Source organism: Vreelandella sp. EE27 (assembly GCF_968206495.1).
Genome location: NZ_OZ309109.1, coordinates 2995568 through 3019654 on the forward strand (window position 1 = coordinate 2995568; position 24087 = coordinate 3019654).

The 24087-nt window shown below is 61.7% G+C and carries 22 protein-coding genes; 7 read left to right on the top strand and 15 right to left on the bottom strand.

The window, feature by feature from the left end:
- Positions 1–58: 58 nt before the first annotated feature.
- Genes aroB through pilM form a run of 7 tightly spaced genes read right to left on the bottom strand, consistent with a single transcriptional unit; the run spans position 59 to position 6717 of the window.
- Entirely contained in the window at positions 59–1186 is a 1128-nt protein-coding gene (aroB, locus tag ACWHVV_RS13965) for a 3-dehydroquinate synthase (protein WP_447926775.1), read from the bottom strand.
- Positions 1183–1749, bottom strand: coding sequence for a shikimate kinase AroK (gene aroK / locus ACWHVV_RS13970; RefSeq protein ID WP_447926776.1), 567 nt, complete (start codon positions 1747–1749; stop codon positions 1183–1185). The genes aroB and aroK overlap by 4 nt, the downstream gene beginning before the upstream one ends.
- Positions 1749–3866, bottom strand: a complete 2118-nt coding sequence (gene pilQ, locus ACWHVV_RS13975; RefSeq protein WP_447926777.1) for a type IV pilus secretin PilQ — start codon at positions 3864–3866, stop codon at positions 1749–1751. Before pilQ ends, aroK begins: the two co-directional genes overlap by 1 nt.
- Positions 3867–3918: 52 nt before the next feature.
- The gene (locus ACWHVV_RS13980; protein ID WP_447926778.1) at positions 3919–4443 is read right to left on the bottom strand and encodes a pilus assembly protein PilP; all 525 of its coding nucleotides are present in this window, start codon (positions 4441–4443) and stop codon (positions 3919–3921) included.
- Positions 4440–5081 carry a type 4a pilus biogenesis protein PilO gene (locus ACWHVV_RS13985; protein WP_447929162.1) on the bottom strand — a complete coding sequence of 214 codons (642 nt, stop codon included), beginning with the start codon at positions 5079–5081 and terminating at the stop codon, positions 4440–4442. Before ACWHVV_RS13985 ends, ACWHVV_RS13980 begins: the two co-directional genes overlap by 4 nt.
- Positions 5081–5659, bottom strand: a complete 579-nt coding sequence (locus ACWHVV_RS13990; protein ID WP_447926779.1) for a PilN domain-containing protein — start codon at positions 5657–5659, stop codon at positions 5081–5083. Before ACWHVV_RS13990 ends, ACWHVV_RS13985 begins: the two co-directional genes overlap by 1 nt.
- Positions 5656–6717 carry a type IV pilus assembly protein PilM gene (gene pilM, locus ACWHVV_RS13995; protein WP_447529659.1) on the bottom strand — a complete coding sequence of 354 codons (1062 nt, stop codon included), beginning with the start codon at positions 6715–6717 and terminating at the stop codon, positions 5656–5658. Before pilM ends, ACWHVV_RS13990 begins: the two co-directional genes overlap by 4 nt.
- Before the next feature lie 194 nt (positions 6718–6911).
- Between pilM and ACWHVV_RS14000 the strand changes: the two genes are divergently transcribed.
- A complete protein-coding gene (locus tag ACWHVV_RS14000; protein WP_447926780.1) occupies positions 6912–9440 on the top strand; it encodes a penicillin-binding protein 1A in 2529 nt (842 codons plus the stop codon).
- A gap of 81 nt (positions 9441–9521) precedes the next feature.
- Here the strand turns inward: ACWHVV_RS14000 and ACWHVV_RS14005 are convergent, their stop codons facing one another.
- From ACWHVV_RS14005 to ACWHVV_RS14015, 3 genes are all read right to left on the bottom strand, one after another.
- Complete coding sequence (locus ACWHVV_RS14005; protein WP_447926781.1) at positions 9522–11534, bottom strand: TRAP transporter permease; 2013 nt, start codon at positions 11532–11534, stop codon at positions 9522–9524.
- A 64-nt stretch (positions 11535–11598) separates the two neighbouring features.
- Positions 11599–12081, bottom strand: coding sequence for a DUF1850 domain-containing protein (locus ACWHVV_RS14010; RefSeq protein ID WP_447926782.1), 483 nt, complete (start codon positions 12079–12081; stop codon positions 11599–11601).
- A 21-nt stretch (positions 12082–12102) separates the two neighbouring features.
- Complete coding sequence (locus ACWHVV_RS14015; RefSeq protein ID WP_447926783.1) at positions 12103–13062, bottom strand: TAXI family TRAP transporter solute-binding subunit; 960 nt, start codon at positions 13060–13062, stop codon at positions 12103–12105.
- Positions 13063–13342: 280 nt separating this feature from the next.
- Here ACWHVV_RS14015 and csiR point away from each other — a divergent pair, with 280 nt between their 5' ends.
- The 6 genes from csiR to gabT all read left to right on the top strand — a co-directional run bounded on the left by csiR (position 13343) and on the right by gabT (position 19850).
- Positions 13343–14032 (top strand): DNA-binding transcriptional regulator CsiR, encoded by a 690-nt coding sequence (gene csiR / locus ACWHVV_RS14020; RefSeq protein ID WP_447926784.1) that lies wholly within the window; start codon positions 13343–13345, stop codon positions 14030–14032.
- Positions 14033–14110: 78 nt separating this feature from the next.
- Entirely contained in the window at positions 14111–15289 is a 1179-nt protein-coding gene (locus ACWHVV_RS14025; RefSeq protein WP_447926785.1) for an acyl-CoA dehydrogenase, read from the top strand.
- 26 nt (positions 15290–15315) lie between these two features.
- Positions 15316–16530, top strand: coding sequence for a CaiB/BaiF CoA transferase family protein (locus ACWHVV_RS14030; protein ID WP_447926786.1), 1215 nt, complete (start codon positions 15316–15318; stop codon positions 16528–16530).
- Positions 16531–16752: 222 nt separating this feature from the next.
- Positions 16753–17562 carry an EAL domain-containing protein gene (locus ACWHVV_RS14035; protein ID WP_447926787.1) on the top strand — a complete coding sequence of 270 codons (810 nt, stop codon included), beginning with the start codon at positions 16753–16755 and terminating at the stop codon, positions 17560–17562.
- Complete coding sequence (locus ACWHVV_RS14040) at positions 17555–18505, top strand: sensor domain-containing diguanylate cyclase (RefSeq protein WP_447926788.1); 951 nt, start codon at positions 17555–17557, stop codon at positions 18503–18505. Before ACWHVV_RS14035 ends, ACWHVV_RS14040 begins: the two co-directional genes overlap by 8 nt.
- A gap of 67 nt (positions 18506–18572) precedes the next feature.
- Positions 18573–19850 (top strand): 4-aminobutyrate--2-oxoglutarate transaminase, encoded by a 1278-nt coding sequence (gene gabT / locus ACWHVV_RS14045; RefSeq protein ID WP_447926789.1) that lies wholly within the window; start codon positions 18573–18575, stop codon positions 19848–19850.
- A gap of 77 nt (positions 19851–19927) precedes the next feature.
- On the opposite strand, the gene ACWHVV_RS14050 is transcribed toward gabT, so the two are convergent.
- The 5 genes from ACWHVV_RS14050 to ACWHVV_RS14070 all read right to left on the bottom strand — a co-directional run bounded on the left by ACWHVV_RS14050 (position 19928) and on the right by ACWHVV_RS14070 (position 24081).
- The gene (locus ACWHVV_RS14050; RefSeq protein WP_447926790.1) at positions 19928–21232 is read right to left on the bottom strand and encodes a TRAP transporter large permease; all 1305 of its coding nucleotides are present in this window, start codon (positions 21230–21232) and stop codon (positions 19928–19930) included.
- A gap of 22 nt (positions 21233–21254) precedes the next feature.
- Positions 21255–21767: a TRAP transporter small permease gene (locus ACWHVV_RS14055; RefSeq protein WP_447894079.1), complete on the bottom strand. Its 513-nt coding sequence runs from the start codon at positions 21765–21767 to the stop codon at positions 21255–21257.
- Positions 21764–22780 carry a TRAP transporter substrate-binding protein gene (locus ACWHVV_RS14060; protein ID WP_447926791.1) on the bottom strand — a complete coding sequence of 339 codons (1017 nt, stop codon included), beginning with the start codon at positions 22778–22780 and terminating at the stop codon, positions 21764–21766. The genes ACWHVV_RS14055 and ACWHVV_RS14060 overlap by 4 nt, the downstream gene beginning before the upstream one ends.
- Positions 22781–22998: 218 nt before the next feature.
- Positions 22999–23247 (bottom strand): YkoF family thiamine/hydroxymethylpyrimidine-binding protein, encoded by a 249-nt coding sequence (locus ACWHVV_RS14065; protein ID WP_447926792.1) that lies wholly within the window; start codon positions 23245–23247, stop codon positions 22999–23001.
- A 39-nt stretch (positions 23248–23286) separates the two neighbouring features.
- Positions 23287–24081 (bottom strand): alpha/beta fold hydrolase, encoded by a 795-nt coding sequence (locus ACWHVV_RS14070; RefSeq protein ID WP_447926793.1) that lies wholly within the window; start codon positions 24079–24081, stop codon positions 23287–23289.
- Positions 24082–24087: the final 6 nt, after the last annotated feature.

Here is a 24087-nt window from a genome sequence, read left to right on the forward strand (position 1 = left end):
GCCCTCTGAAACGACAAGACCCGCCATCCTGGCGGGTCCTGAACGTGGGAGCAGACGACTAACGCGGCTCGGCGGCGCCTTGATTGATGGCTCGGGGGTAGCGCTGGAGCAGCGCTTCGAGGGTCGCGGGGGGTGTCTGGTCGCTGATCACCGCCTGGCCCAGGGCCTCGAGCAGTATCAGGCGAAGCCGGGAATCGATGTTTTTCTTGTCCAGGCGCATACGGCTCAAAAAGTCTTCGACCTGCATGCCCTCGGGGGCGGCAAGCGGCAGCCCGGCGCTTTCGATCACCGCTTTGGTACGGGCCAGATCCTCGGCGCTGAGCATGCCAAGCGTGTGAGAAAGCGCGGCGGCCATGGCCATGCCGGCGCCCACTGCCTCGCCGTGCAGCCAGTTACCGTAGCCCTGGTGCGCCTCGATGGCGTGGCCGAAAGTGTGCCCCAGGTTCAAAAGCGCCCGCACCCCCTGCTCGGTTTCGTCATCGGCGACGATATCTGCCTTGGTCTGACAGCTTCGCGCAATCGCCTCGCTAATGGCCTCGGGCTCGACGCGGCGAAGCGCCTCCATATTTGCTTCGAGCCAGCTCAAAAATGCCTCGTCGCGAATCAGGCCGTACTTGATCACCTCGGCAAGCCCGGCGGAGAGCTCGCGGCCAGGCAGTGTCGTCAGCGTATCGGTATCGACCAGCACCGCTTTGGGCTGCCAGAACGCGCCGATCATGTTCTTGCCAAGCGGATGATTGACGCCGGTTTTGCCGCCCACCGAGGAGTCCACCTGAGAGAGCAGCGTGGTGGGCACCTGGATGAACGCGACACCCCGCTGGTAGGCGGCGGCGGCGAAGCCGACCATGTCACCGATCACCCCGCCGCCGAGCGCCACCAGCGTACAGCGCCGGTTGAAGCCAGCGCCGAGCAGCGCATCCCAGATGCGCTCGACCTGCTCGATACGTTTATACTGCTCGCCGTCGGGCAGTACCAGGGTGTGTACGCTACACGCCTCGGGCAAGGCCTGGCAGAGCGTGTCGAGATATAAAGGCGCGATGGTCTCGTTGGTCACCACGAGCACCTGGCTACCCGCAATATAAGGGGCGAGCAGACCGGGCTCGGCGATCAAACCAGCGCCGATGTGAATAGGGTAGCTGCGCTCGGCAAGAGCTACGTTCAGGGTGCGCTTGGCGCTTGACGTCATGACGATACCTTGGAATCGGTCGGGTAGGCGCTTTCGAGCGGGTCGTTGAGACGCTGGGCACGGCGGAGAATATCGTTGACCACCGACCGCGGGCTTCGTCGGTCGGTGCGCACGGTCACATCCGAGGTGGCGCGGTAGAGCGGGTCGCGGGCGGTGAACATGTCCCGCAGCACCTGTTCGCGGTTGGCGCACTGCAACAGCGGGCGGTTTTTGTCCCGGCTGGTGCGCCTTAGCTGCTGTTCGACCGTCGTGAGCAGATAGACCACGGTGCCGCGTTCTCGCAGCGCCTGGCGGTTCTCTTCGCGCAGTACCGCGCCGCCGCCGGTGGCCAACACCACGCCTTGCAGGCGGGTCAGCTCGTCGATCATCTGCATTTCGCGCTGGCGAAAGCCAAGCTCGCCCTCGACATCGAAAATCCAGGGTATATCCGCACCGCAGCGATCCTGTATGACGTGGTCACTGTCATAAAAGGTGCGCGAAAGCTCTGCGGCCAACAAGCGGCCGATCGTACTTTTGCCGGCGCCCATGGGGCCGACCAAAAAAAGGCTGGGTAAATCCTGCATCAGCGAACCGCCAAACCATCATCTAGTAGTCGTGGAGTTATAAACACTAACAGCTCTACCTTTTCATTGCTCTCCTGGGTGTAGCGAAATAGCCGCCCGAGGAAGGGTAGATCACCCAATAACGGGGTTTTGGCAATTTGGCTGAGCTGCTCAGTGGTTAAGATACCGCCAAGCACGACAGTTTGGCCATTGTCGACCAGCACCTGGGTTTCGATTTGATTGGTATCGATGGGCGGCTCGCCGCCGAATTCGCTTTCCCGAAAGCTGTCGTTTTTGATCACGAGATCCATGATGATGCGGTTATCCGGGGTGATCTGCGGGGTGACCTCCAGCGAAAGCTCGGCCTCCTTGAACTGGGTGTCCGGGTTGCCCTGCACGTCCACGCTCTGAAACGCGCGCTCCTCGCCCTGGCGGATGGTGGCGGTGCGCTGGTTGGCGGTGATGATGCGCGGCTGGGAGATCGTCTGACTCTTGCCTTCGCTCTCGAGCGCCCTGAGTTCGAGATCCAGCAGCACGTCGCCGGAGAGATAACCAAAGCTAAACCCGGTACCGGCCACCGCGCCGGCCCCCAGGTCGACGGCAAGCCCACCCTGGGCGCGGTTGATGCCATCCGGGTTGATATTGCGCCGGCCGTAGGTCGTGCCATCTTCGTTGAGCTGAAAACCGCGCGTACTGGATGCGCCCCAGTTGATGCCCAGCTCGCGCGAGGCGGTGTCCCGGGCGATGACGATGCGCGCCTCGATCTGTACCTGGCGCACGGCGATGTCCAGCCGGTCGAGGGTGGCGAGTATTTCGCGAATCTGCTCGGCGGTGTCCTGAACCAGCAGCGTATTGGTGCGCTGGTCGACGGTGACCCGGCCGCGGTCGGTCAAAAGCCCGAAGCCGTCGCCGCCGCGCAAAAGCTGGGCGAAATCCTCGGCGCGGGCGTAGCGCACTTCGATGAATTCGGTGACCAGGGGCGTGAGGGTCTGGCGCTGATTGCGCGACTCGATCTCCTGGCGCTCGATATCGGCAAGCTCCCCCGCCGGTGCGATGACGATCACATTGCCTTGTTCGCGACTCGATAGCCCCTGGCTTTGCAAAATCAGCGCCAGCGCCTGGTCCCAGGGCACGTCGTTCAGGTTGAGCGTGACCCGCCCGGTCACGCTGTCGCTGGCCACCAGGTTCAGCCCGGTAAACTCGGCAAGCGTGGCCAGCACCGAACGCACCTCGATATCCTGAAAGTTGAGGCTCAGCCGGTCGCCGGTGAAGCTCTCCTCGCCGCGCTGGGCAAGTGAGTCGGATTCGGCGACGGGCTCCACGTCCACGGTCAGCACCCGCCCACTCTGCGAAGAGAGCATCGCAAAAGCCCCTTGGGTTTGAAGCTCCAGCTGCACCCCCCGGGCGGTGGCGCGCGGCGTGATGCGGTTGATCGGCGTGGCGAAGTCGGTGACATCGAGGATCTGGTCGAGGGAATCCGGCAAAGTCACGCCTTCCAGGTTGGCCAGCACGACGCCGCGGTCGGCTTCCTCGACAGTGGCGCTCACGCCGCTTTGGCTAAACGTGACCAGCAGCCGCCCGGCGCCGTTGGCGCCACGGCGAAAGTCGATGTTCTCGACCTGGGGTCCGCTGGCACTGGCGGGGGTGGAAGCGCTGGCAACGGAGGCCGCCGGCGGCGTTGTCGCAGCCGGGGCAGTAGAGGTAGAAGTAGATGCAGAAGCGGCAGCGGATGCAGAAGCCGTCGCGGCCGGGGGCGTACCGCCGGTCGGGGTCAGAAAAACGCTTAGCCGGCTGGGGGACGGCGCCGAGCGAAACGTATGCGCCCCCTGCAGCTCGACGATCAACCGCGTGCGCCCGCCCCCTTCGATGGTCGTGATCCGCTCGACCCCCGCCTGGTCGACCACCAGGTTACGGTTTTCGAGCCCGCTTTGGGTATCCGGCAAATCCAGCGCCAACCGCGGCGGCGACTCCAACACGTAGCCGGTGAGCTCGGCGGGAGGGCCGTCGAAGGAGAGCAAAAGCTCCACCTCCCCCTGGGATGCCTCGCGCACCTGAAGATCGGTCAACAGCACGGCATTGGCCATGGCAGGCCAGAGGGCGAGCAGGAAAAGCGCGGTATAGCGGGCAGTGATGAGCATAAACAACGGGTCCCGGATCAACGTCTATCAAGCGATAAGTAGTAACAGCCGGCTAGGGGTCGAGTGACAGCGCGGCCGGGCTCTCCTGCCAGCCCTCCTGCTCGCTGAATACGCGCTCGAGCAGAGTGACTTCCTCTAGTGAAATACGGGTGACCTCCCCGTAGTTGGATCCCATGTGATTCCCTTCGCGCACGTTCACGACGCTGCCATCCGGCGTAGCGACCAGCGCCACGCGCTGGCCCCCCATTTGCAGCGTACCGACCAGGCGCAGCGAGGCAAGCGCAAAGGCTTCCAGCGGCTCCAGGGGGCGCTGGGTATCCGGCGCCATGGCGCTGTTTCGCGGCGAGATTGTCTCACTTCGCGCCAACTGCTCAGGCGCCAAAAACGGGCTGCGCGACTCGCTATATTGGTAGTTTAAATATGCCGCCTCGGGAAAAGGCGCGCTTGCAAGGGAGGCCTGCCCACTGGGGGCGCGGCGAATATCGGCAAGCGTGGCGTCCAGCTCGTCCAGCCGGGCATCGCTGCAGCCGGTCAGGGTCGCCATCAGGGCCATCATGCACACGCGGCGTTGTCTCATGGCGCCGCCTCCTCGTGGCCGGGGTCGTCGATATAGCTGTAGGTGCGCGCCACCAAAGAGAGCCTGAGCACGTCGCTTTGCGGCTCGACCGGTGTAATGGTCAAGTCGTGCTGGGTGACGATACGCGCGAGCTGGCTGATGTCGGCCACGAAGCGGCCCAACTGGTGATACCCCCCGCGCACCTGAATATCCAGCGGATGCTCGATGTAGTGTTCGTTGCTCACGGTCGTACGCAACCGGACGACTTCGATGGTCAGCCGGTTATCCACCGCGGCGTCGCTGATGCTGTCCAAAAGCGAGGGGATCTCGGCGCTGGTGGGCAGCATGGCGCGCATCCGATCCATCTGCCCGCCGAGGGTGGTCAACTGGCTCTGCACGTTGGGCAAAAGCGCCACTTCCGAGGCCTTGACCCGGTATTCGCTCAAAAGGCGCGCCTCTTCGCGCTGCGCCTCGGCCAATCTGGCGCGTTTGTCGCTGACCTGCCACGCCATTAGCCCGCCAAAGGCGAGCGCGAACATCAGCACCACGCAAAGCGCTTTCAAAAAAACCGGCCAACTGCCCGCCTCCTTGAGATCCAGGCTTTGTACGTCGACTTCCTTGAGGCGCTGCCACTCGTGGCGCGCCCGGGCTCGCGTCATCACTGGGCGGCCTCCCCTTGACCGGCGTCAGGGTTTGTATCGTGCAGTGTCTGGACGACCTCGAAGCCAAACCGCCGCCCTTGCTGGTTCGGGGCGCTGGTCACCTCGGAAAGTACCGGCACGGCAAAGCCTGACATACTCGCAATGCGGCGCAGCTGCTCGGAGACCTGGCGCTCGTCGTTGGCCGTCGCGGTGAGCCGGACCCGCTCCCCTTCCCGGCTTAACTGCTCGTAGACCACGCCATCGGCCAGGCTCGCGGCAAGCGCGTTGAAAAGCTCGACGGTATCGGTGCGCTCGCTTTGCAGGGTTTTGAAAAGCTCGAGCTGGGTGCTTAGCTGTGCCGCGTCCGCCTGATAGCGCTTCACGTCGGCAATCTCTTGCTCCAACTGCTCGACATGGCGGGTGATGTAGGCGTTGCGCATCTCTTGCCCATCGAGCTCTTGCTGATACACAAGCCCCACGGCCAGCGCCATCAACACCCCCACGACCAGCGCCAGGGCCAGCACTTTATAGAACTGCCGGGTGCGCTTTTCCCGGCGCGCATCCCGCCAGGCCAACAGGTTGATGTTGATATTCATTGGCCCACCTTCATGGCAAGCCCACAGGCGGTGAGCATGGCCGGCGCGTCGTTGGTCAGGCCCTCGACGTTCAGCCGCTTATAGATGTGCATCCGGTGAAAGGGGTTGGCCAGCGTCACCGCCAGGCCGTTCTCTTCGGCGATACGCTCGGCAAGCCCCGGGATCACGCTCGACCCGCCGGCCAGCACCAAGTGCTCGACCCGCTGTTTGCGCCCGGCGGTATAGTAAAGCTGAAGCGAGCGGCCCACCTGCTGCACCACGGTTTCGATAAAAGGCGTTAGCACGTTGGCCTGATAATCCTCGGGCAGGCCGCCGCGCTTTTTGGCAAGGCCGGCCTCTTCGTTGCTCAGGTCGAACCGTTCGCGAATGGCATCGGTCAACTGACGCCCGCCAAACACCGTGTCGCGGCTGTAGGTAATGCGCCCGTCGCGCAGCACGTGAAATGCGTTCATATTAGCGCCCAGATCCACCAGGGCCACGCACGCCCTGGGGTCGTCACTGACGTTGAGCGCCCGCCGGAGCTCGCCAAACGAGCGCTCGACGGCGAAGGTTTCGACATCCACCGCAGCGGGTTCGAGCCCGGCCTGTACCAGCGTATCGGTCAGCTGGCTGACGTCGCGCTGACGACACGCCACCAGCGCCACCTGCTGCTGGCTTTCGTCATCGGGCACCACCCCCAAACGCTGAAAATCGAAGGCCACCTCGTTGAACGGAAAAGGAATGTGGCGGTCGTACTCCTCGATTATCCGCGCCTCGATCTCGTCTTCGCCCAGCGAAGCGGGAAAGCTCAGGGTTTTGCTAATGGCGGCGCTGGCGGGAACGGCGACCGCGGCTTTACGGGTCGAGGGGTTGGCGTGTTCGACGGCGTTTCGAAGCACGCGGGCGACATCGCTGATATCGCGTATCCGGCGCTCCACCACGGCCCCCTCTTTGAGCGGGCGCACGGCGTAGCTCTGAACCTGAAAATTGCCGTCCAGCTGCTTGAGCTCTAAAAGCTTAACGGTGGCCGAGGTGATATCGACCCCGATCAACCCCTTTCCAGACTTTGGTAGGCGCATGTGGTCCCGTTGATTTTGTCGTCTTGTCGAGCGTCGTCCGAGGTTACCTTATTTTGGGCGCCGCCACACGTTGAGGCAATCATGGCATATCAACACTGGTGGCCGAGGGCCTGGCTTCTTATAATGGTCGCCAATTGCGCAATACGGCCAGTTGGACGCCGTACTTATCTTATCTCCACGGGTGCCCTCTGTTCATGACGTTTTTTCGAACCCTTATCCTGTCACTGGTTTCGATGGCTGCCGCCCTGGTGGGCGCCGCTGTGCTGGCCGTGGTAGGCGCTGCCATCTACTTTTCTCCGGGGCTTCCCGACGTTCGCCAGCTGCAAAATTTCGAATTGCATACCCCGCTACGTATCTTCACCAACGATGGCCGATTGATCGGCGAGTTCGGTGAAGAGCGGCGCATGGTGGTCGATTTCGACGAAATCCCCCAGGACATGATCAACGCACTGGTCGCCGCGGAGGATTCGAGCTACTTCGAACACGCCGGGGTCGACCCGCGCGGGCTTGCCCGCGCGGCGGTGGAGCTTGCCCGAAGCGGCGGCTCGATCCAGTCCGGGGGCTCGACCATCACCATGCAGGTCGCGCGTAACTATATGCTGACGCTGGATCAAACCTTCACGCGTAAGATTCGTGAAATCCTGCTGGCGCTGCAGATGGAACAAGTGCTCTCCAAAGAGCAAATCTTCGAGCTTTATGTCAACAAGATCTTTTTGGGTAACCGCGCCTACGGCATCGCCACCGCCGCGGAAACCTACTACGACCGGCCGCTTGCCGAGCTAACGCTTGCCGAAACCGCAATGATCGCGGGGCTTCCCAAGGCGCCGTCGGCGTTCAACCCGCTGGCCAACTCCGAGCGCTCGCTGATTCGCCGCAACTGGATTTTGTTCCGTATGCGCGAGCTTGGCTATATCGATAACGATACCTACCAGGCCTCGGTGCAGGACCCGGTGACCGCGCGTCGCCACTACACTCAAACCGAAGTGGACGCCTCCTACGTCTCGGAAATGGCGCGTCAGTACGCGGTGGAGCGCTTTGGTGACACCGCCTACACCGGCGGCTACCGGATCTACACCACCATCGACAGCGAACTTCAACCCGCCGCCCGCAATGCGCTGGCCAACGGCTTGATCGAGTACGACCGGCGCCACGGCTGGCGCGGCGCGGAGCAGCGCGACATCGCCGCAAGCCTGGTCGAAGCCCAGGAGCAAACCAATACCCAGGGCCTTGAAGAGGAGCTTTCCGAGTCGCCGGAAATCCGCCAGACCGCGCGCCAGGCCGCGGAGCGCAGCCAGACCGAGATCGAAGGCATCGACGGCGACGTCTCCAACTGGCTGCAGGTGCTCGAGCGCACGCCCAACTACGGCCTCTTGCAACCGGCCATCGTGGTCCAGAGCAGCGGCCGAGAAATGCAGGTGCTGACCCGCGACCGCGAACTTAGAACCATCGCCTGGGACGGCCTGAACTGGGCACGCGCCTACCAAAGCCCGCGCAGCCGCGGCGGCGAGCCGTCAAGCGCGGATCAGATCGCCGTGCGCGGAGACCTGATCCGCGTGGTGGAGAACGACGACGAAACGCTAAGGCTTTCTCAGCGCCCGGACGTCGAAGGTTCGCTGGTGGTTCAGGACCCCCGCACCGGCGCGATTCTGGCGCTGCAGGGCGGCTTCGACTTCAACGCCAGCAAGTTCAACCGCGCCATTCAGGCCCAGCGTCAGTCGGGCTCGATCTTCAAGCCCTTCATCTACCTGGCCGCCCTCGACGATGGCGACATGACGGCGGCGAGCGTGGTCAACGACTCGCCCCTGGTGGTAGACGACGGCAGCAACTCGCTGTGGCGGCCGATGAACTCCAGCCGCGACTTCCAGGGGCCGATGCGCCTGCGCCCGGCGCTGGCACGTTCGCGCAACCTGGTCACCATTCGCGTACTCCAGACCATGGGCGTCAACCCGACCATCAACTACCTGGAAGGCTTCGGCTTCTCGGTTGACCGGCTGCCCCGCGGGCTTTCCCTGGCGCTCGGTAGCGCGAGCCTCACGCCCATGGAGATGACCAACGCTTACGCGGTGATCGCCAACGGCGGCTTCCAGGTATCGCCCTGGTTCATCGAGCGCGTCACCCGCGACGACGACCGGGAGGTCCTCGACGAGGCCACGCCGCAGATCGCCTGCCCGAGCTGCGCCGAAGGCCAGGAGAGCGTCGAGATCGACGGCAAGGAGTATCCGGTCGCCCGGCGCGTCGCCGATGCCGGCGCGGTATATATTCTGCGCGACATGCTGCGCGACGTGATCACCTCGGGCACCGGACGCGCCGCGCTCAGCCTGAACCGCGACGACATCGTGGGTAAAACCGGTACCACCAACAACCAGCGCGATGCCTGGTTCGCCGGCTTCAACAGCGACCTGGTTACGACGGTCTGGGTGGGTAAGGACAGCAACGAAACTACCGCGGAATACGGCGCCAGCGCCGCCCTGCCGATCTGGATCGACTTCATGGGCGGCGCCCTGGAAGGCACGCCTTCGGCCCTGCCGGAGCGCCCCGCCTCCATCGTTACCGCGCGGGTCGACCCGGACACCGGCCGCCGCTTGTACGACAGCCAGTCCGGCGGGCTCGTGGAGCTTTTCCGTGAAGACCATCTGCCCTCCTACCAGGCGCGCACCATTAGTCGCGAGCTCGAGGAGGCCAGCGGCTCCCAGGGCTCGGGCGCGGCGGAATCGATCTTCTAGCCAGGCCGCGATGACAAGGCCCAACGAAAAAGCCCGGAACATGGTTCCGGGCTTTTTTTATGTGCGGCCATAATACGTGAGTTACGCCTTCACGACGGTCACCTCGCGGCGGCTGGCCAGGTAGTTGGCGCTGATCACCGCCGCGATCACCACCACGCCGGCTATTTCGGTCCAAAGACTTGGGTAGAAGACGCCAAAGATCGCCGCCCCGATGGCCAGGCGCGGTAGCCACGACATGCGCGTAAACAGATACCCCTCGAGCGAGGCGGCAAAGGCGCATAGCGCAAAGATCGCGATCACCGCGTTCCAGGCCACGACCAGCACCGGCCCGCCCAGGATGATCTCCGGGTTGAACACCATGAACAGCGGGATCAGGTAGAGCCCCTTGGCAAACTTCCAGGCCTGGAAGCCGGTTTCCATGGGTTTACTGCCGGCAATCGCAGCCCCGGCAAACCCGGCCAGCGCGATCGGCGGAGTCACGTTGGAGTCCTGGGAGTACCAGAACACCACCAGATGCGCGATCAACAGCGGCACGCCGAATTCACTGGTGAGCGCCGGCCCGACCAGCACGATCAGCACGATATAACTCGCCGTGACCGGCAGCCCCATACCCAGTACCAGGCTCGCCAGCAGCACCATGACCAGCGCAAGCACCAGGTTGCCCCCGGAAAAAGCGAGCATCATCGAGGAGAACTTGAGCCCAAGCCCGGTCAAGCCCACCACGCCGACGATGATCCCCGCCACCGCGCAGGCCATGGACACCGCCACGGCGTTGCGCGCGCCAAGCTCCAGACCTTCCACCAGCTTGATGAGCCCCGCCCACACCACGTTTTTTGTGCGCTCGAAGGTCACCGGCTGGCCCTGGCCGGGGGCGACGAAGAAATACCAAAGCGCGTAGCGAATCACCGCCACGGCGACCATGGTCACCACCGCGTAGTAGCCCACCCGCATGGGCGAAAGGTTCATGACCAGTAGCCAGACCAGCACCGCCAGCGGCAGCAAGAAGTGCCAGCCATCCTTCATCACCTGGCGCATTTTGGGCAGCTCGCTTCTCGGCATGCCCTGCATGCCTTGCTTTAGCGCGATGATATGCACGAAGAGATACACCGTGGCGAAGTACATGATGGCCGGCAGGATACTGATCTTGACGATGTCCAGGTACGGCGTGTTGGTGTACTCGGCGATCAAAAACGCCCCGGCCCCCATCAGCGGCGGCATGATTTGCCCGCCGGTCGACGCCGCGGCCTCGATGCCGCCGGCCTGTTTGGGCTGGTAGCCGAGCTTTTTCATGAGCGGAATGGTAAAGGCGCCGGTGGTCACCACGTTGGCAATGGCGCTACCCGAGATCGAGCCCATGCCCGCCGAGGCGAGTACCGCCGCCTTGGCCGGGCCGCCGCGCTGGCGCCCGGTGGCCGCATAAGCCATGTCGATGAAAAACCGCCCCGCGCCGGTGCTCTCCAAAAAGGCGCCGAACAGCACGAAAATGAAGATATAGGTGGCCGCCACCCCCAGCGGCAGGCCGAAAATACCCTCCTGACCAAGGTAAAGCTGCCCCGCCACACGATCGAGCGTATAGCCGCGGTGGGACAAAATACCCGGCAACCACTCGCCAAGCCAGGCCAGTTCCCCCCGGGGCCCGGCCAGCGCGTAGACGATCGCGATCAGGCCGATGATGGTCATGCCAAAGCCAACCGCCCGCCGGCTGGCCTCCAGCACCGTGATCGTGGCGATGATCGCCACGGTGATATCGGTCTGGTTCCAGAACCCGGCGCGATTGATGATCTCATCCAAAAAGAAGACCAGGTAGCCGCCGGTGACCAGGGCGCCGGCAAAGAAGATCGCATCGACGGCCCAGCCGAGTACGCCGCGCGCTCGGGTCGGGCCGAACACGGGAAACATCAAAAACGCCAGCAACATGATCAGCGCCAGGTGGATACTGCGCTGATAGAAAAGCCCCAGCGGCTGAATGCCCGCCGAGTAGAGTTGGAAAAGCGAAAGGGCAACCGCCACGATCGTGATGGCCCAAAGTGCCAGGCGGGGCTGCACCGCGTTTGCCCCCGGCATGACCACCGCAGGTTGAGTGGATTCGCTCATGGAGTCCTCGAAAGGGTTAGCAAGCAAAGAGTTTTAACGTCAAGGGATAGCCGCGGACACCGGCTCACGGCGCGGCGAGTTCGACGATCACCCGCTCACCGGGGGCGCGCTCGCTCAGGCTCACCGTTTCATGGCCGCTATCGGGCCAGCTGATGCGATGGTTCACCGAGAGTGCCCCTACGCGTAGCCGGTAGCGATTGCCTGGCACGGCCTCGTCGATGGCGTTGATCCAATAGCCGCCTTCGCCGTCGGAAACCTGCACCCCGCGCCCGGCGATATGACCAAGACCCGCGGCGAAGTCAGGCTGGTGGCTACGCTCCAGCACCATCTGCCCGCCGCGGTTCTGGTAGCAGTCGAGCACGGTAAAGTGCGCCACCGAGTGGTTCCAGGCCACACACCAGCGGCTTTCATCGGGGATGGGGTGATCGAGCAGCACGTCGCCGGCGTCGCTGGTCACCGTCAAACGCGCCGGCGCCTGTCCAAAGGCACCGGCGCTTTGTAGCGCCATCAGTGAAAGCGCTATCAGCGGCACGGCTAGCCACTGCATGATCGAACGCCTTGGGTAGGCTTACGGGCGCAGGCGATCGGGGATCTCGGCGCCGGTCTCTTCGAAGTAGCGGATGGCACCCGGGTGGAGCGGCACCGGCGTAGACTCCATCGTAAACTCGACGGTGGTGTCGTTGGCCGCCGGGTGAACGGCGATCAGCTCGTCGGTGTGCTCGAAAAGCACCTGAGTAAGCTGGTAGGCAAGCTCTTCGTCCATATCCGCGTTGACCACCAGGACGTTGGGAATGCCGATGGTCTGCACTGCTTCGTCCATACCGTCGTAAAGACCGGCCGCCAGCTCGTAGGGGGCGAACACCTCTTCGTCTTCCCGGGCGTTGGCAATCTCTTCCTCGGAAAGGCTGATCAAGCGGATATCGCGGGTGGCCGCCAGGTTCATGATCGAGCTGGTCGGCGGGCCAACGCTCCAGAATCCGGCGTCGATGTCGCCATCGCGGATGGCATCGGCGGTTTCGTTGAAATTCAGCCGCTGCGGATCAAAGTCATCGTAACTAATGCCGTTGGACTCGAGCAGCGCACTGACGTTGAGCTCGGTGCCGCTACCCGGTGCGCCCACCGACACCCGCTTACCGGCCAGGTCACTAATACTCTGGATATCGGACTCCGCAAGCGTGACCAGTTGTACGGCGTTGGGGTAGATCGAAGCCAGCGCCCGGGTGTTTTCGACCTGACGGCCTTCGAAGTCGCCCGTGCCGGTGTAGGCCTGGTAGACGGTGTCCGCCAACGCGGTGGCCATGTCCGCGTCGCCACGCATGATCAGGCCCATGTTCTCGACCGAAGCGCCGGTGACTTCCGCGGTCGCCTGCGCCCCTTCGATATGGTTGTTGATCATTTCGGCCAGACCGCCGCCAATCGGATAGTAGACGCCCCCGGTGCCCCCGGTGGCAATCGAGAGCTGCTGTGCGCTGGCGGGTAGCGCCAGCGCTAACATGGTCGTGGCGGCAGCGTATTTTAGCGTTCGCATGGGCGTTGTCTCTCTCATGGGTGCGTTATTGATATTGGAATCGCAAGGTCAACGCGGCTTTGTGGTTTTTAAAAGCCGCTTTAATGACGTTAGCACGGTTTCAAAACAAACGTTAATGGGACGATAGTGCCATAGCCGCGGCGTCGTAAAAGCGCTCGCCCGCCGCTGCGCTCATCAGCCGACGCCTGGCGGCGCCCTTTCACGAAATAGCGTCACTTGAGATAAATTTTCAAAATTACGCAATAATGACGCCTATTTTGCCGCCACCCCAGGAGATTCGATGGAACCGCCCCTACCCCGGCCCAACCTGGCCATTAGCGCCTACCGCGATTTGAAGCGGGATATCATTCGTGGGCGCTACCCGCCGGGCGAGAAACTCTTGATGAGCCTTTTGAAAACGCATTACGGGATAAGCACCGGCCCGCTGCGAGAGGCGCTTTCCCAGCTGGTGGCCGACCGGTTGGTGGTCGCCATTAGCCAGCGCGGCTACCGCGTCGCGCCCATGTCGCTTGCCGAACTGGGCGATATTTACGACGCCCGCGCCCAGCTAGAAGGCCTGGTGCTGGGGTTGGCGATCGAGCGTGGCGACGATGACTGGGAAGCCGACGTGCTGGCCACCGCCCACCGGCTGGGCAAGGTCACCGACGTCAGCAGCCCGGATGAGCTTCTCGATAACTGGGACCAGCGCCACCAGGCTTTCCATACCGCCATTGCCAGCGGTTGCAACTCCCCCCACCTGCTGCAAATGCGCGATGCGCTGTTCAACCAGGTCGAGCGTTACCGCCACCTTTGGTTACAGGAAACCGTGATGTCGGCCAGCGCGCTGGCCCAGAAGCACCAGGAGCACAGCGCGCTGGTCGAGGTGATTCTGGCCCGGGACGGCGAACGCGCCGCGGGCATGATGCGCGAGCACCTGATGACCCCGGTACCGGTCATTACCGAGGTGCTACGAGCGCGGGGCATCGACTAAAGTCGACGTTTTATAAAAATGTAGATATTTCTTTTAAACGGCGATACATTGCAAGCACTCACCAAGAGGGCTTTCGCCATGTCACGCTTTAACTGGGATGACCCGCTGCTGCTCGAGCAGCAACTTACCGACGAAGAACGCCAGATCCGCGACGCCGCGCGGGACTACTGCCAGCAAAATCTTCAGCCGCGCGTGCTCAGCGCCTTTCGTGAGGAGCGCTTCGATCGCGAGATCATGTCCGAGATGGGCGAGCTGGGACTTCTGGGCGCCACCGTTGCCGAGGAGTACGGCGGCGCGGGGGTCAATAACGTGGCCTACGGGTTGATCGCCCGCGAGGTAGAGCGGGTCGACTCCGGCTACCGTTCGGCGATGAGCGTGCAGTCGTCGCTGGTGATGTACCCCATCGAAGCCTACGGCTCTGAGGAGCAAAAGCAGAAGTACCTGCCCAAACTCGCCAGCGGCGAAATGGTCGGCTGCTTTGGCCTGACCGAGCCGGACCACGGTTCCGACCCGGGTTCGATGATCACCCGTGCCGAGCAGGTCGACGGCGGCTACCGGCTGACCGGCGCCAAGATGTGGATCACCAACAGCCCGATCGCCGATATCGCCGTGGTCTGGGCAAAATCCGCCGCTCACGACGACCAGATCAAGGGCTTCATCGTCGAGCGCGGGTTCGAGGGCTTCTCCACCCCGAAAATCGAAGGCAAGGTGTCGCTGCGCGCCTCGATCACCGGCGAGATCGTGCTCGATGGCACCTTCGTTCCCGAAGAGAACCTGCTGCCTAACGTCAGTGGGCTGAAAGGCCCGTTCGGCTGTTTGAACAAGGCGCGCTACGGCATTGCCTGGGGCGTGATGGGCACCGCGGAGTTCTGCTGGCACGCCGCGCGCCAATACACCCTGGATCGCAAGCAGTTCAACCGCCCGCTTGCCGCCAACCAGCTGATCCAGAAAAAGCTCGCCGATATGCAAACCGAGATCGCCCTCGGCCTTCAGGCCGCGCTGCAGGTGGGCCGTTTGATGGATACCGGCAACTGGACACCGGAGATGGTCTCGCTGATCAAACGCAACAACTGCGGCAAGGCGCTGGATATCGCGCGGGTCTCCCGGGACATGCACGGCGGCAACGGCGTCTCCGATGAATACGGCGTCATTCGCCACATGGTGAACCTGGAGTCGGTGAACACCTACGAAGGCACCCACGATGTCCATGCCCTGATTCTGGGCCGCGCCCAGACCGGCCTACAGGCGTTTTTCTAATCCATCGCCCCGCGCAAGGAGCCCCCATGAGCGATACGCCAACGCCGCTTAAGGGCATCAAGGTGCTCGACCTTTCCCGCGTGCTGGCCGGCCCCTGGTGCGGGCAGGCCCTGGCCGACATGGGCGCCGATGTCATCAAGATCGAGCGCCCGGGTAGTGGCGACGACACCCGTCACTGGGGCCCGCCCTGGCTTGGCGAAAGTTTCGAGTCCGCCTATTACCTTTGCGCCAACCGCGGCAAGCGCTCGGTCACGGTGGATATGGCAAAACCCGAAGGCCAGGCGCTGATCAAGACCCTGGCCGCCGACGCCGACGTGGTGCTCGAGAACTTCAAGGTCGGGGGGCTCAAGCGCTACGGGCTCGACTTCGAGAGCCTAAAAACGATCAACCCGGGGCTCGTTTACTGCTCGATCACCGGCTTCGGTCAAGAAAGCCCCTACGCCCACCGGGCCGGCTACGACTTCATGATCCAGGCCATGGGCGGCTTGATGAGCCTGACCGGCCAACCCGACGAAGTGCCCGGCGGCGGCCCGGTGAAAGTGGGCGTGGCGATTACCGATATTTTCACCGGCCTTTACGCCACCAACGCGATCCTCGCCGCGCTGTATGCACGCCGCGAAAGCGGCGAAGGCTGCCATATCGACCTTTCGCTGATGGATGTTCAGGTGGGGGTTTTGGCCAACCAGGCCACCAACTACCTGACCTCCCACCAGGTGCCCAAGCGGCTGGGTAACGCCCACCCCAATATCGTGCCCTACCAGGCGTTTGCCACCCAGGATGGGCATATCATCGTCGCGGTGGGTAACGACGCCCAGTTCAAGCGCTTTTGCGCAGCGATCGGCCAGCCTGCGCTTTGTAAAGATGCCCGTTTCGCCACCAACGGCGCCCGGGTCGCCCACCGCGAGGCGCTCGTGCCGCTTTTAGAGGCGGCGATTGCCCTCAGGCCCATCGACCATTGGCTTGCGACGCTGGAAAACGCCGGCGTGCCCTGCGGGCCGATCAATACCCTGGACCGGGTGTTCGAGGATGCCCACGTCAAGGCGCGGGGGCTCAAGCAGACCCTGCCCCACCCCACGGCGGGCAGCGTCGACCTGGTGGCCAACCCGGTTCGTATCGACGGCCACGCGGTATCTGCCCAAACCGCCCCTCCGCTTTTAGGCCAGCATACCGACAGCGTGCTGGAGGAAATCGGTATCACCGCCGCCCAGCGCGAAGCGCTCTATAAGGCGGGCATCATTTAGCGCAGCCTTGAGCGCCCGCAACGGGCGCTTAAGCCAACTTCGCCCTTTCCCGAAAGCTTCTTCAACATAAATTAAAAGGGCGTGTGGACCTTAACGCCCGTCATGTACGCAACCCCCCTCTGCTACTAGACTGCTACGAGTCACATTGACGTCACACGTCACAAAACGCGCCAAGACGCGTTGAATACTCAAAAACACCAAGGGCTTAACAGAGGATTTTTCATGAGTAACTGCGCTCGGGTAGAGGGTCGGTGTAATCGCTGCGATGGCGAGCTCCCCTTCGATTTCACTATGGCGTTTCAACCTATCGTGGATCTATCGAAAGCGCAGGTCACCACCTATGAAGCGCTCGTGCGCGGTGTGAACGGCGAGTCCGCCTGGAGCATCATTTCCAAAGTCACCGACGACTTGCTCTACCGCTTCGACCAGGCCTGCCGGGTCAAGGCCATCGAGATGGCAAGCGCGCTGAATATGCAGACCAACCTGTCGATCAACTTTCTACCCAACGCGGTGTACGAACCCCACGCCTGCATACAGGCGACCCTGGAAGTTTCCCGGCGCGTTGGCTGGCCAGCCAGCCGCCTGGTGTTCGAAATTACCGAAACCGAGCGCGTCGAGGACCGCCAACACCTGGCCAATATCATCGATGCGTATCGCAACATGGGGTTCCAGACCGCCCTGGACGATTTCGGCAACGGCTACGCCAATCTGGATCTACTCACCGATTTGAACCCCGACAAGCTTAAGATCGATCGTGAAATCGTCATGAACTGCGATAGCGACCCGCGCCGCCAGGCCCTGCTCAAAGCGGTCGTTTCGCTGGCCCAGGAACTCGACATCGCGGTGATTGCCGAAGGCATCGAAACCCACAGCGAAGCGCTGTGGCTAGCCCGTGCTGGCATTATGCGCCAGCAAGGCTACTTTTACGCCAAGCCCGCTATCAACTCATTGGGTGAGGACCTTACGCCGCGGCTCGTGGCACTGCGAGACGAAGCGCTCGCGCGTTCAAATCCCGGAGTGGTGAATGCCTGATATTTCGGCCGAGCAATTACAAGAAATGGTAAAACGCTCCAAACGCAATGCGTGGAGTGTACTGACTAGCGCGCCCATAGGAATCTGCGTCACCGATGACCAGGGCTGCTTCGAGCTCGTCAATCCAGCTTACTGCAACTTTTACGGTTACACCGAGAAAGAGCTCATCGGTCAGCCCTTCACCGTCATGGTAGCGCCGGAGTATCGCGAAAAGGCCAGCGCCCTGCACGATGAGTTCCTGCAAGGTACGGAACTGACCGAGATGCGTCAGGAGTGGCAGGTTTTTTGTAAAAACGGCGACTTGCGCACCATCATTGCCGAAGCCGCACGGGTAGAAGGCGATGATGGCACCCCGCGCAAAGTAACCTTCGTAATCGACATCACCGAGCGCAAACAGCTGGAGGAACGGCTTCGAGAGGCGAACGACCGCCTGGACCACCTGGCCAGCCACGATGGCCTTACCGGGCTTTTGAATCGCCGCGCTGGAATTTGCCATCTTAGCGAAGAACTCAAACGCTGCCGGCGCTATGGGGGCGATCTCAGCGTCATGATGTTCGACCTGGATCGCTTCAAAACCATCAACGACACCTATGGCCACGCGACTGGGGATACGGTACTGACCGAGCTTTCCGCCGCGATCGATAATATGCTTCGCGACACCGACGTTCAGGTGCGCTTAGGGGGCGAAGAGTTTTTGGTCATCATGCCCGAAACCAGCAGTAGCGAAGCCCAAACCGCCGCCGAACGCCTTCGCGCGCACATAGAAGAACAGACCTTCACCGAGCATGCACTGACGATCACGCTCTCCGGCGGGGTCGCCAGCACCCCGGCCTCCTGCGCCGAGCAGTTGATCGAGCGCGGCGACCAGGGCATGTACCGCGCCAAGGAGCAGGGGCGTAACCAGATCGTGGTGGCTCAGCCAGAGACACCCGAAGAATTTTAATAGCGGCGTAGGCGTACTATGCTAATGCCCTACCCGTGCTTCATGCCCAACGCTAAAGGAACCCGCCATGACCAATGCCGAGCTTAACGCGCTAAAGCAAAAATACGTGGCCGCCGGCGCGGCAAGCCCCGCCACCGCCTTCGCCGCCCGTGCCGAAAACGCCGAGATCTGGGATGCCGACGGCCACCGCTTCATCGATTTTGCCGGCGGCATTGGCGTACTCAACATTGGCCACCGCCACCCGAAGGTCGTCGCGGCGGTCAAGGAACAGCTCGACAAGGTGATGCACACCTGTCAGACCGTCATGCCCTATGAAGGCTACGTGAAGGTGGCCGAAAAGCTCAGCCAGGTCGTGCCGGTACGCGGCCATGCCAAGGTGATGCTGGCCAACTCCGGTGCCGAGGCGCTGGAAAATGCCGTGAAGATCGCCCGCGCGGCTACAGGCCGCCCCAACGTGGTCTGCTTCGACGGCGGCTATCACGGGCGTACCTTCTACACCATGGCGATGAACGGTAAGGTCGCGCCCTACCAGACCGACTTCGGCCCGATGCCGGGGACCGTCTTCCGTGCGCCTTATCCGGTGCCCTACCACGGCATCAGCGAAGACGAGGCGATTCGTGGCTTGATGATGGCGCTGAAAACCGACGCCGGCCCGACTAACACCGCCGCCATCGTACTCGAACCCGTGCTCGGCGAAGGCGGCTTCTACGCCGCCCCGGCCTCCTTTCTCAAACGCGTTCGCGACATCTGCGATGAGCTCGGTATCTTGATGATCGTCGACGAAGTGCAGTCGGGTTTCGGGCGTACCGGCAAGCTCTTTGCCATCGAGCACAGCGACGTCGAGCCCGACATCATGACCATGGCGAAAAGCATGGCCGATGGCATGCCGATCTCGGCCATCGTCGGTACCGATAAAATCATGGACGCCTCTGGCCCCAACTCGCTGGGCGGCACTTACACCGGCAGCCCCACCGCCTGCGCCGCGGCCCTGGCGGTACTCGAGGTGTTCGAGGAAGAGAATATTCTCGAGCAGAGCCTGGCGCTGGGTAACAAGCTGGTCAAACGTTTCCACGAGTGGCAGAACAAGTTCGACTGCATCGATAACGTGCGCAACCTGGGCGCCATGGCCGCGTTCGAGCTGGTCACCGAGAAAGAAGGCAAAAAGGCACCGAACCCGGACCTGGCCGGCGCGCTCTGCAAAAAAGCCCGCGAAAAAGGCCTGATCCTGCTCTCCTGCGGTATGTACGGCAACACCATCCGCTTTTTGATGCCGATCACCATCGAAGGCGACGTGCTCAACGAAGGTCTGGACATCATCGAGTCCTGCCTGGATTCGCTGACCTGATCTCCGGGCTAAACGCCGCCTGAACGCAAAAACGCCGCCCTATCGGGCGGCGTTTTTGTTTATCTCATACTAACAGCTCAGCCAGCCATGAAGCGCGGCAGCCAAAGCACCAGGCCGGGCCATAGGCTAACGATAATGGCCGCCAGACACATCAGCAAAAAGAACGGCAGCGCCGCCCAAGCTACGCGACCGATACTTTCTCCGGTCAGGCTTTGCAAAACGAAGAGGTTAAAGCCCACGGGCGGGGTGATCTGGCCAAGCTCGATCATGATGATTAGAAAAATGCCGAACCAGATCGGATCGAACCCTGCCAGCAGCACGATCGGAAGCGTAATGGGCAGGCTCATGACGGTAATCGAGATGCCGTCCAAAAAAAGCCCCAAGACGATATAAAAAACCGCCAACGCCAGCAACAACATGGCCGGGCTGAAGTTCTGTGTGGCAATCCAACTGGCAAGCTCGCGCGGAAGGTGCAGATAGCCCATCGCCGTTGACAAAAGGGTCGCGGTGATCAACAGGCTACATACCATGATCGAGGTAATCAGTGTGCCCCGAAAGGCCTCGGTGAGCATGGCCAAATTGATCTGCCGCTCGGCACCCAACAGTACCAGCGTAGCCGCCACGCCCACCGCCGCCGCCTCGGATGGCGTGGCGATGCCGCTGTAGATCGAGCCGATCACGATCGAGATCAGAATCAAAATGGGCAGTAAAAGCAGAATCGACTGGCCAATGGACTGCTCATGCGCCACCTGTTTAGGAGCAAGCGCTGGAGACATCAAGGCGCGTATACCAATGTAGCCGCTATACAGAAGCGCAATCACAAGCCCCGGGACAACGCCCGCCATGAACAGCTGGCTGATCGAAACCTCCGCCTGAACGCCATACACGATCATGACGATCGAGGGCGGAATCAGTAGCCCTAGACTCCCCGCGCCAGCCAGCGAGCCGATCGACAGGTGCCGGTCATAGCCGCGTTGCTTGAGCTCTTGGGTGGTAATCTTACCGATGGTGGCGGTGGTGGCCGCACTCGAGCCGCTGACGGCGGCAAACAGCGTACAGCCCAATACATTGGTGTGCAGAATACCGCCAGGCAGCCGACTGGTAATCGGCACCAAACCTTTGAAAAGCCGCTCCGAGAGATTCGAGCGAAAGATCAGCTCGCCCATCAAAATAAATAGCGGAATCGCCGAAAGCTCCCAGCTATTGCTGGCCCGATATAAAATCCGTGAGAAGATCAAACCGATACGATCAGCGCTGAAGTCCCCGAAAAGCCAGAGCGAGCCAATGGAAACCGCCAGCATCGAGGCGAATATCCAGGTCCCCATGGAGAGGAAAAACACCAGCAGCAGCGCCACACCAACGGCCGTCCAGAAAATATCCATAGTCCGTTCCTGTTAGCCAGGCCTAGGCCGTGGGAGATGAGTACCGCGAGCGCAGTAAAACGATTTTTAATGACCTCACTAATAGCGTAAGTGAAATCAGCCACATGCCAATGAGGATGGCGCCTTCGGGAAGCCAGATAGGCGTTTCGGCCAGGGTCTCACTTACCACGCCACGCTGATAGCTACGCTGAACGTTTTGCAGCCAAAATGTGGAGAGCCATAAAAAACAGCCGGCGGTAACCAGGCTGCTGAAAAGCTCTAAAGGCCATCGCTTGGGTTCGGGAATGCGCTCCATGAGCAGCGACACTCGAATCAAACCACCTTTTTCGAGCACGTAGGGAAGCCCCAGAAACGCCATGGTGGCCACGGCGTAGCCGATATATTCATCCAAAATGAAGGTAGAGCGACCCAACAGGCGCATCACGATTTCGAGAATGATATGGCCAAACATGTAGATGATGAGGGCCACGGCAATCGCGGCGCCCGCACGGTTGAGTAGCTTCGACGCTTTTTCCATTAGCTCGAAAAACCTCATTGCTGGCCTCGAAACTCATCCAGGATCTTTTCGCCGGTGTCGCCAGTGTTCTCCAGCCAGTTTTCGATCACGTTGGTAGAAGCCTCGGAGAGCGCGTCATTGAGGCCTTGCGACACGGGGTCGCTCACCTCGACGTCGTTCTCCGCGAGCATCTGGTAGTTCTCCTCGGTACGCGTTTCAACGGCGGACCAGTTGTACTGGTCGGTCAGGCGAGCGGCTTCGAGCACGGCCTGCTGCTGCTCTTCGCTAAATGAATCGAACACGGCCTTGTTCATGTGCACCATGTTGAGCGGGATGGCGTACTGAACCGCGGAGAAGTGGTTTTGATGCTCCCAGAAGCTGCCGTTGGCACCGGCCTCGGCGGAGGTAAGCACGGCGCTAATACCGCCGGTGGCCAACTGCGGCACCACATCACCCCAGGAGAGGCTGACCGGCGAGGCGCCGACGTTTCTAAAGGTCTCGGTGCCGCTGCGATCGAAGGTGCGAATCTTTAGATTCGTTAGATCATCGGCGCTTTCGATTGCGTCCTTCGACCAGATACCGCTGGGCGGCCAGGGCGAGGCGTAAAGCAGCACCTGGTCGTTATCTTCGAATACGTCTTCGTAATAGGGTTTGGCAATGTCGTAAAGCTGGCGAGCGTCTTCGATATCATCGACCAGAAACGGCAAGGAAGAGAGCAAAAAGAGCGCATCCACACCGCTCATGGTGCCGGAGAGGGTATCGGCGATATCCACGGCGCCATCGGCCACTGCGTAGAAGTGGTCACCGGAATTAAACCCAAGCGCGCCACCGGTATGCAGCGTAATGTCGATATCACCGTCCGTCAGCTCTTCCACCTTGTCGATAAAGTAGGCGTCGCCTTGGGCGTGAATCGAGCTTGCATTGTACTCGTTGGAAAAGTCCAGGCTGAACGTCTGGGCATACGCCTGGCCGCTTACCAGGGCCAATCCCAAGGCCGTTAGAAGAGTTTTTCCGGTGTGAAGCCGGTGAGCGCTACGTTGCATGAGAGTCATGGTGTCAGGTTCCCTGCCGATTTTTATTGAGGTTCTTTTTCAATTTACCTATATCAGCAGGCGGACTGTTTCCATTAACGACTTTTAAGCACCAGGGCGCGACACAATCGCCAACGAAAACTAAAGCATTATTTACTTTCAACGCTCATTGAGGGCAATAAAATGCCGCTCTGGATAAGCGGCATCGGGCTTAAAAAGTTCTGGTCAATAAAACCGAATTACCTTGGCCGGCGATCCCCTTCGAGAAAATTCGCCGTGAATACCGCTTTGCCGTGGGTCTCGAAGGACCATTTCATGACATCGTTAAGGGCGGTCATGACCGCGTCGAACTCGCCGAACACCTGGGTGCTCATGCGGTTGGGGTGAACCTCGAGCCCGCTTTGTTCCAGGCGCTGGACGACCTCCTTGACCACCGGTTTGAAGTCGTCGGTCAGCGGGTAGTAGCTTAGCTGTACAGAAAGATACATGGTCGCTCTCCTGGTCGTTATCGATAGGGCTTAAGGCCCTCAATGGGCCTGGATACGCTGCCAGGCATCGAGGATCGCCGTGCGGGTCTCCTCCGGGTGCTCCATGGGGAACATATGCCCGCCCGGCACGCGGTTGACCGACATCCCTTTACGCTGCAGGCGGCCAATGCGCTTGGGTGTCATCAGGTCAGAGCCCGCGCCGGCGACGATTTCCACCGGCACCTGAACCCGGGCCAGCCGGAATGAAAGGTGATCCGGCAGGTTGCGGAAGATGGCGACCTCGACGCCGGGTTCGAACACCAGCTCGGCCTGGCCATCCTCGAGTAGCCGGGTGCCTGTTTCAACATAGTCGCTAAGCGCCTGCGGGGTAAAGGTGCGAAAAAGCCCACGGCGTTTGAGCGAAGTGGTCATCGCCTCGCGGCTGGGCCACACGCTTCGCCGGTTGCGCGTTTTGCCGGCCGGGGTGATCCGGTCGACGAAACCAAAGCGCTTGGCCGCTTTCAACGCCCAGGCATCGATGCCCATCATCAAGGGCGGGTCGAGCATGACCACGCCGTAAAAGCGCTTGGGCTCGCGCAGTGCGGCCATGGCCATCAGCGTGCCGCCCAGCGAGTGGCCCACACCCAGCACCTTCGTGTGCGTAGGCAGGTAATGTAAAAGCTCATCGACCAGGTTGGCCCAGTTGCGATTCACCGGGAAGCGCGGGTGATGCCCGACCCGGTCGATAGGCTGAAGATCGAAGTGCTCGGCCAGAGGCGCCAGCAGGCTTTTGTAACTGTCGCCGGTAAAGCCGTTGGCGTGGGCGAAGACCAGGGGAGGACGTGAAGGTGTCATAAGGGC

What these genes read in the sequence shown, in the direction of transcription:
- ACWHVV_RS14035 (WP_447926787.1), top strand. Translation starts at nt 16,753, where the DNA reads ATGAGTAACTGCGCTCGGGTAGAGGGTCGGTGTAATCGCTGCGATGGC.
- ACWHVV_RS14065 (WP_447926792.1), bottom strand. Translation starts at nt 23,247, where the DNA reads ATGTATCTTTCTGTACAGCTAAGCTACTACCCGCTGACCGACGACTTC.
- aroK (WP_447926776.1), bottom strand. Translation starts at nt 1,749, where the DNA reads ATGCAGGATTTACCCAGCCTTTTTTTGGTCGGCCCCATGGGCGCCGGC.
- ACWHVV_RS14015 (WP_447926783.1), bottom strand. Translation starts at nt 13,062, where the DNA reads ATGCGAACGCTAAAATACGCTGCCGCCACGACCATGTTAGCGCTGGCG.
- gabT (WP_447926789.1), top strand. Translation starts at nt 18,573, where the DNA reads ATGACCAATGCCGAGCTTAACGCGCTAAAGCAAAAATACGTGGCCGCC.
- pilM (WP_447529659.1), bottom strand. Translation starts at nt 6,717, where the DNA reads ATGCGCCTACCAAAGTCTGGAAAGGGGTTGATCGGGGTCGATATCACC.
- ACWHVV_RS14025 (WP_447926785.1), top strand. Translation starts at nt 14,111, where the DNA reads ATGTCACGCTTTAACTGGGATGACCCGCTGCTGCTCGAGCAGCAACTT.
- ACWHVV_RS14005 (WP_447926781.1), bottom strand. Translation starts at nt 11,534, where the DNA reads ATGAGCGAATCCACTCAACCTGCGGTGGTCATGCCGGGGGCAAACGCG.
- ACWHVV_RS14070 (WP_447926793.1), bottom strand. Translation starts at nt 24,081, where the DNA reads ATGACACCTTCACGTCCTCCCCTGGTCTTCGCCCACGCCAACGGCTTT.
- ACWHVV_RS14055 (WP_447894079.1), bottom strand. Translation starts at nt 21,767, where the DNA reads ATGAGGTTTTTCGAGCTAATGGAAAAAGCGTCGAAGCTACTCAACCGT.
- ACWHVV_RS14030 (WP_447926786.1), top strand. Translation starts at nt 15,316, where the DNA reads ATGAGCGATACGCCAACGCCGCTTAAGGGCATCAAGGTGCTCGACCTT.
- aroB (WP_447926775.1), bottom strand. Translation starts at nt 1,186, where the DNA reads ATGACGTCAAGCGCCAAGCGCACCCTGAACGTAGCTCTTGCCGAGCGC.
- ACWHVV_RS13985 (WP_447929162.1), bottom strand. Translation starts at nt 5,081, where the DNA reads ATGACGCGAGCCCGGGCGCGCCACGAGTGGCAGCGCCTCAAGGAAGTC.
- ACWHVV_RS14040 (WP_447926788.1), top strand. Translation starts at nt 17,555, where the DNA reads ATGCCTGATATTTCGGCCGAGCAATTACAAGAAATGGTAAAACGCTCC.
- ACWHVV_RS13990 (WP_447926779.1), bottom strand. Translation starts at nt 5,659, where the DNA reads ATGAATATCAACATCAACCTGTTGGCCTGGCGGGATGCGCGCCGGGAA.
- ACWHVV_RS14000 (WP_447926780.1), top strand. Translation starts at nt 6,912, where the DNA reads ATGACGTTTTTTCGAACCCTTATCCTGTCACTGGTTTCGATGGCTGCC.
- pilQ (WP_447926777.1), bottom strand. Translation starts at nt 3,866, where the DNA reads ATGCTCATCACTGCCCGCTATACCGCGCTTTTCCTGCTCGCCCTCTGG.
- ACWHVV_RS14060 (WP_447926791.1), bottom strand. Translation starts at nt 22,780, where the DNA reads ATGACTCTCATGCAACGTAGCGCTCACCGGCTTCACACCGGAAAAACT.
- ACWHVV_RS14010 (WP_447926782.1), bottom strand. Translation starts at nt 12,081, where the DNA reads ATGCAGTGGCTAGCCGTGCCGCTGATAGCGCTTTCACTGATGGCGCTA.
- ACWHVV_RS14050 (WP_447926790.1), bottom strand. Translation starts at nt 21,232, where the DNA reads ATGGATATTTTCTGGACGGCCGTTGGTGTGGCGCTGCTGCTGGTGTTT.
- csiR (WP_447926784.1), top strand. Translation starts at nt 13,343, where the DNA reads ATGGAACCGCCCCTACCCCGGCCCAACCTGGCCATTAGCGCCTACCGC.
- ACWHVV_RS13980 (WP_447926778.1), bottom strand. Translation starts at nt 4,443, where the DNA reads ATGAGACAACGCCGCGTGTGCATGATGGCCCTGATGGCGACCCTGACC.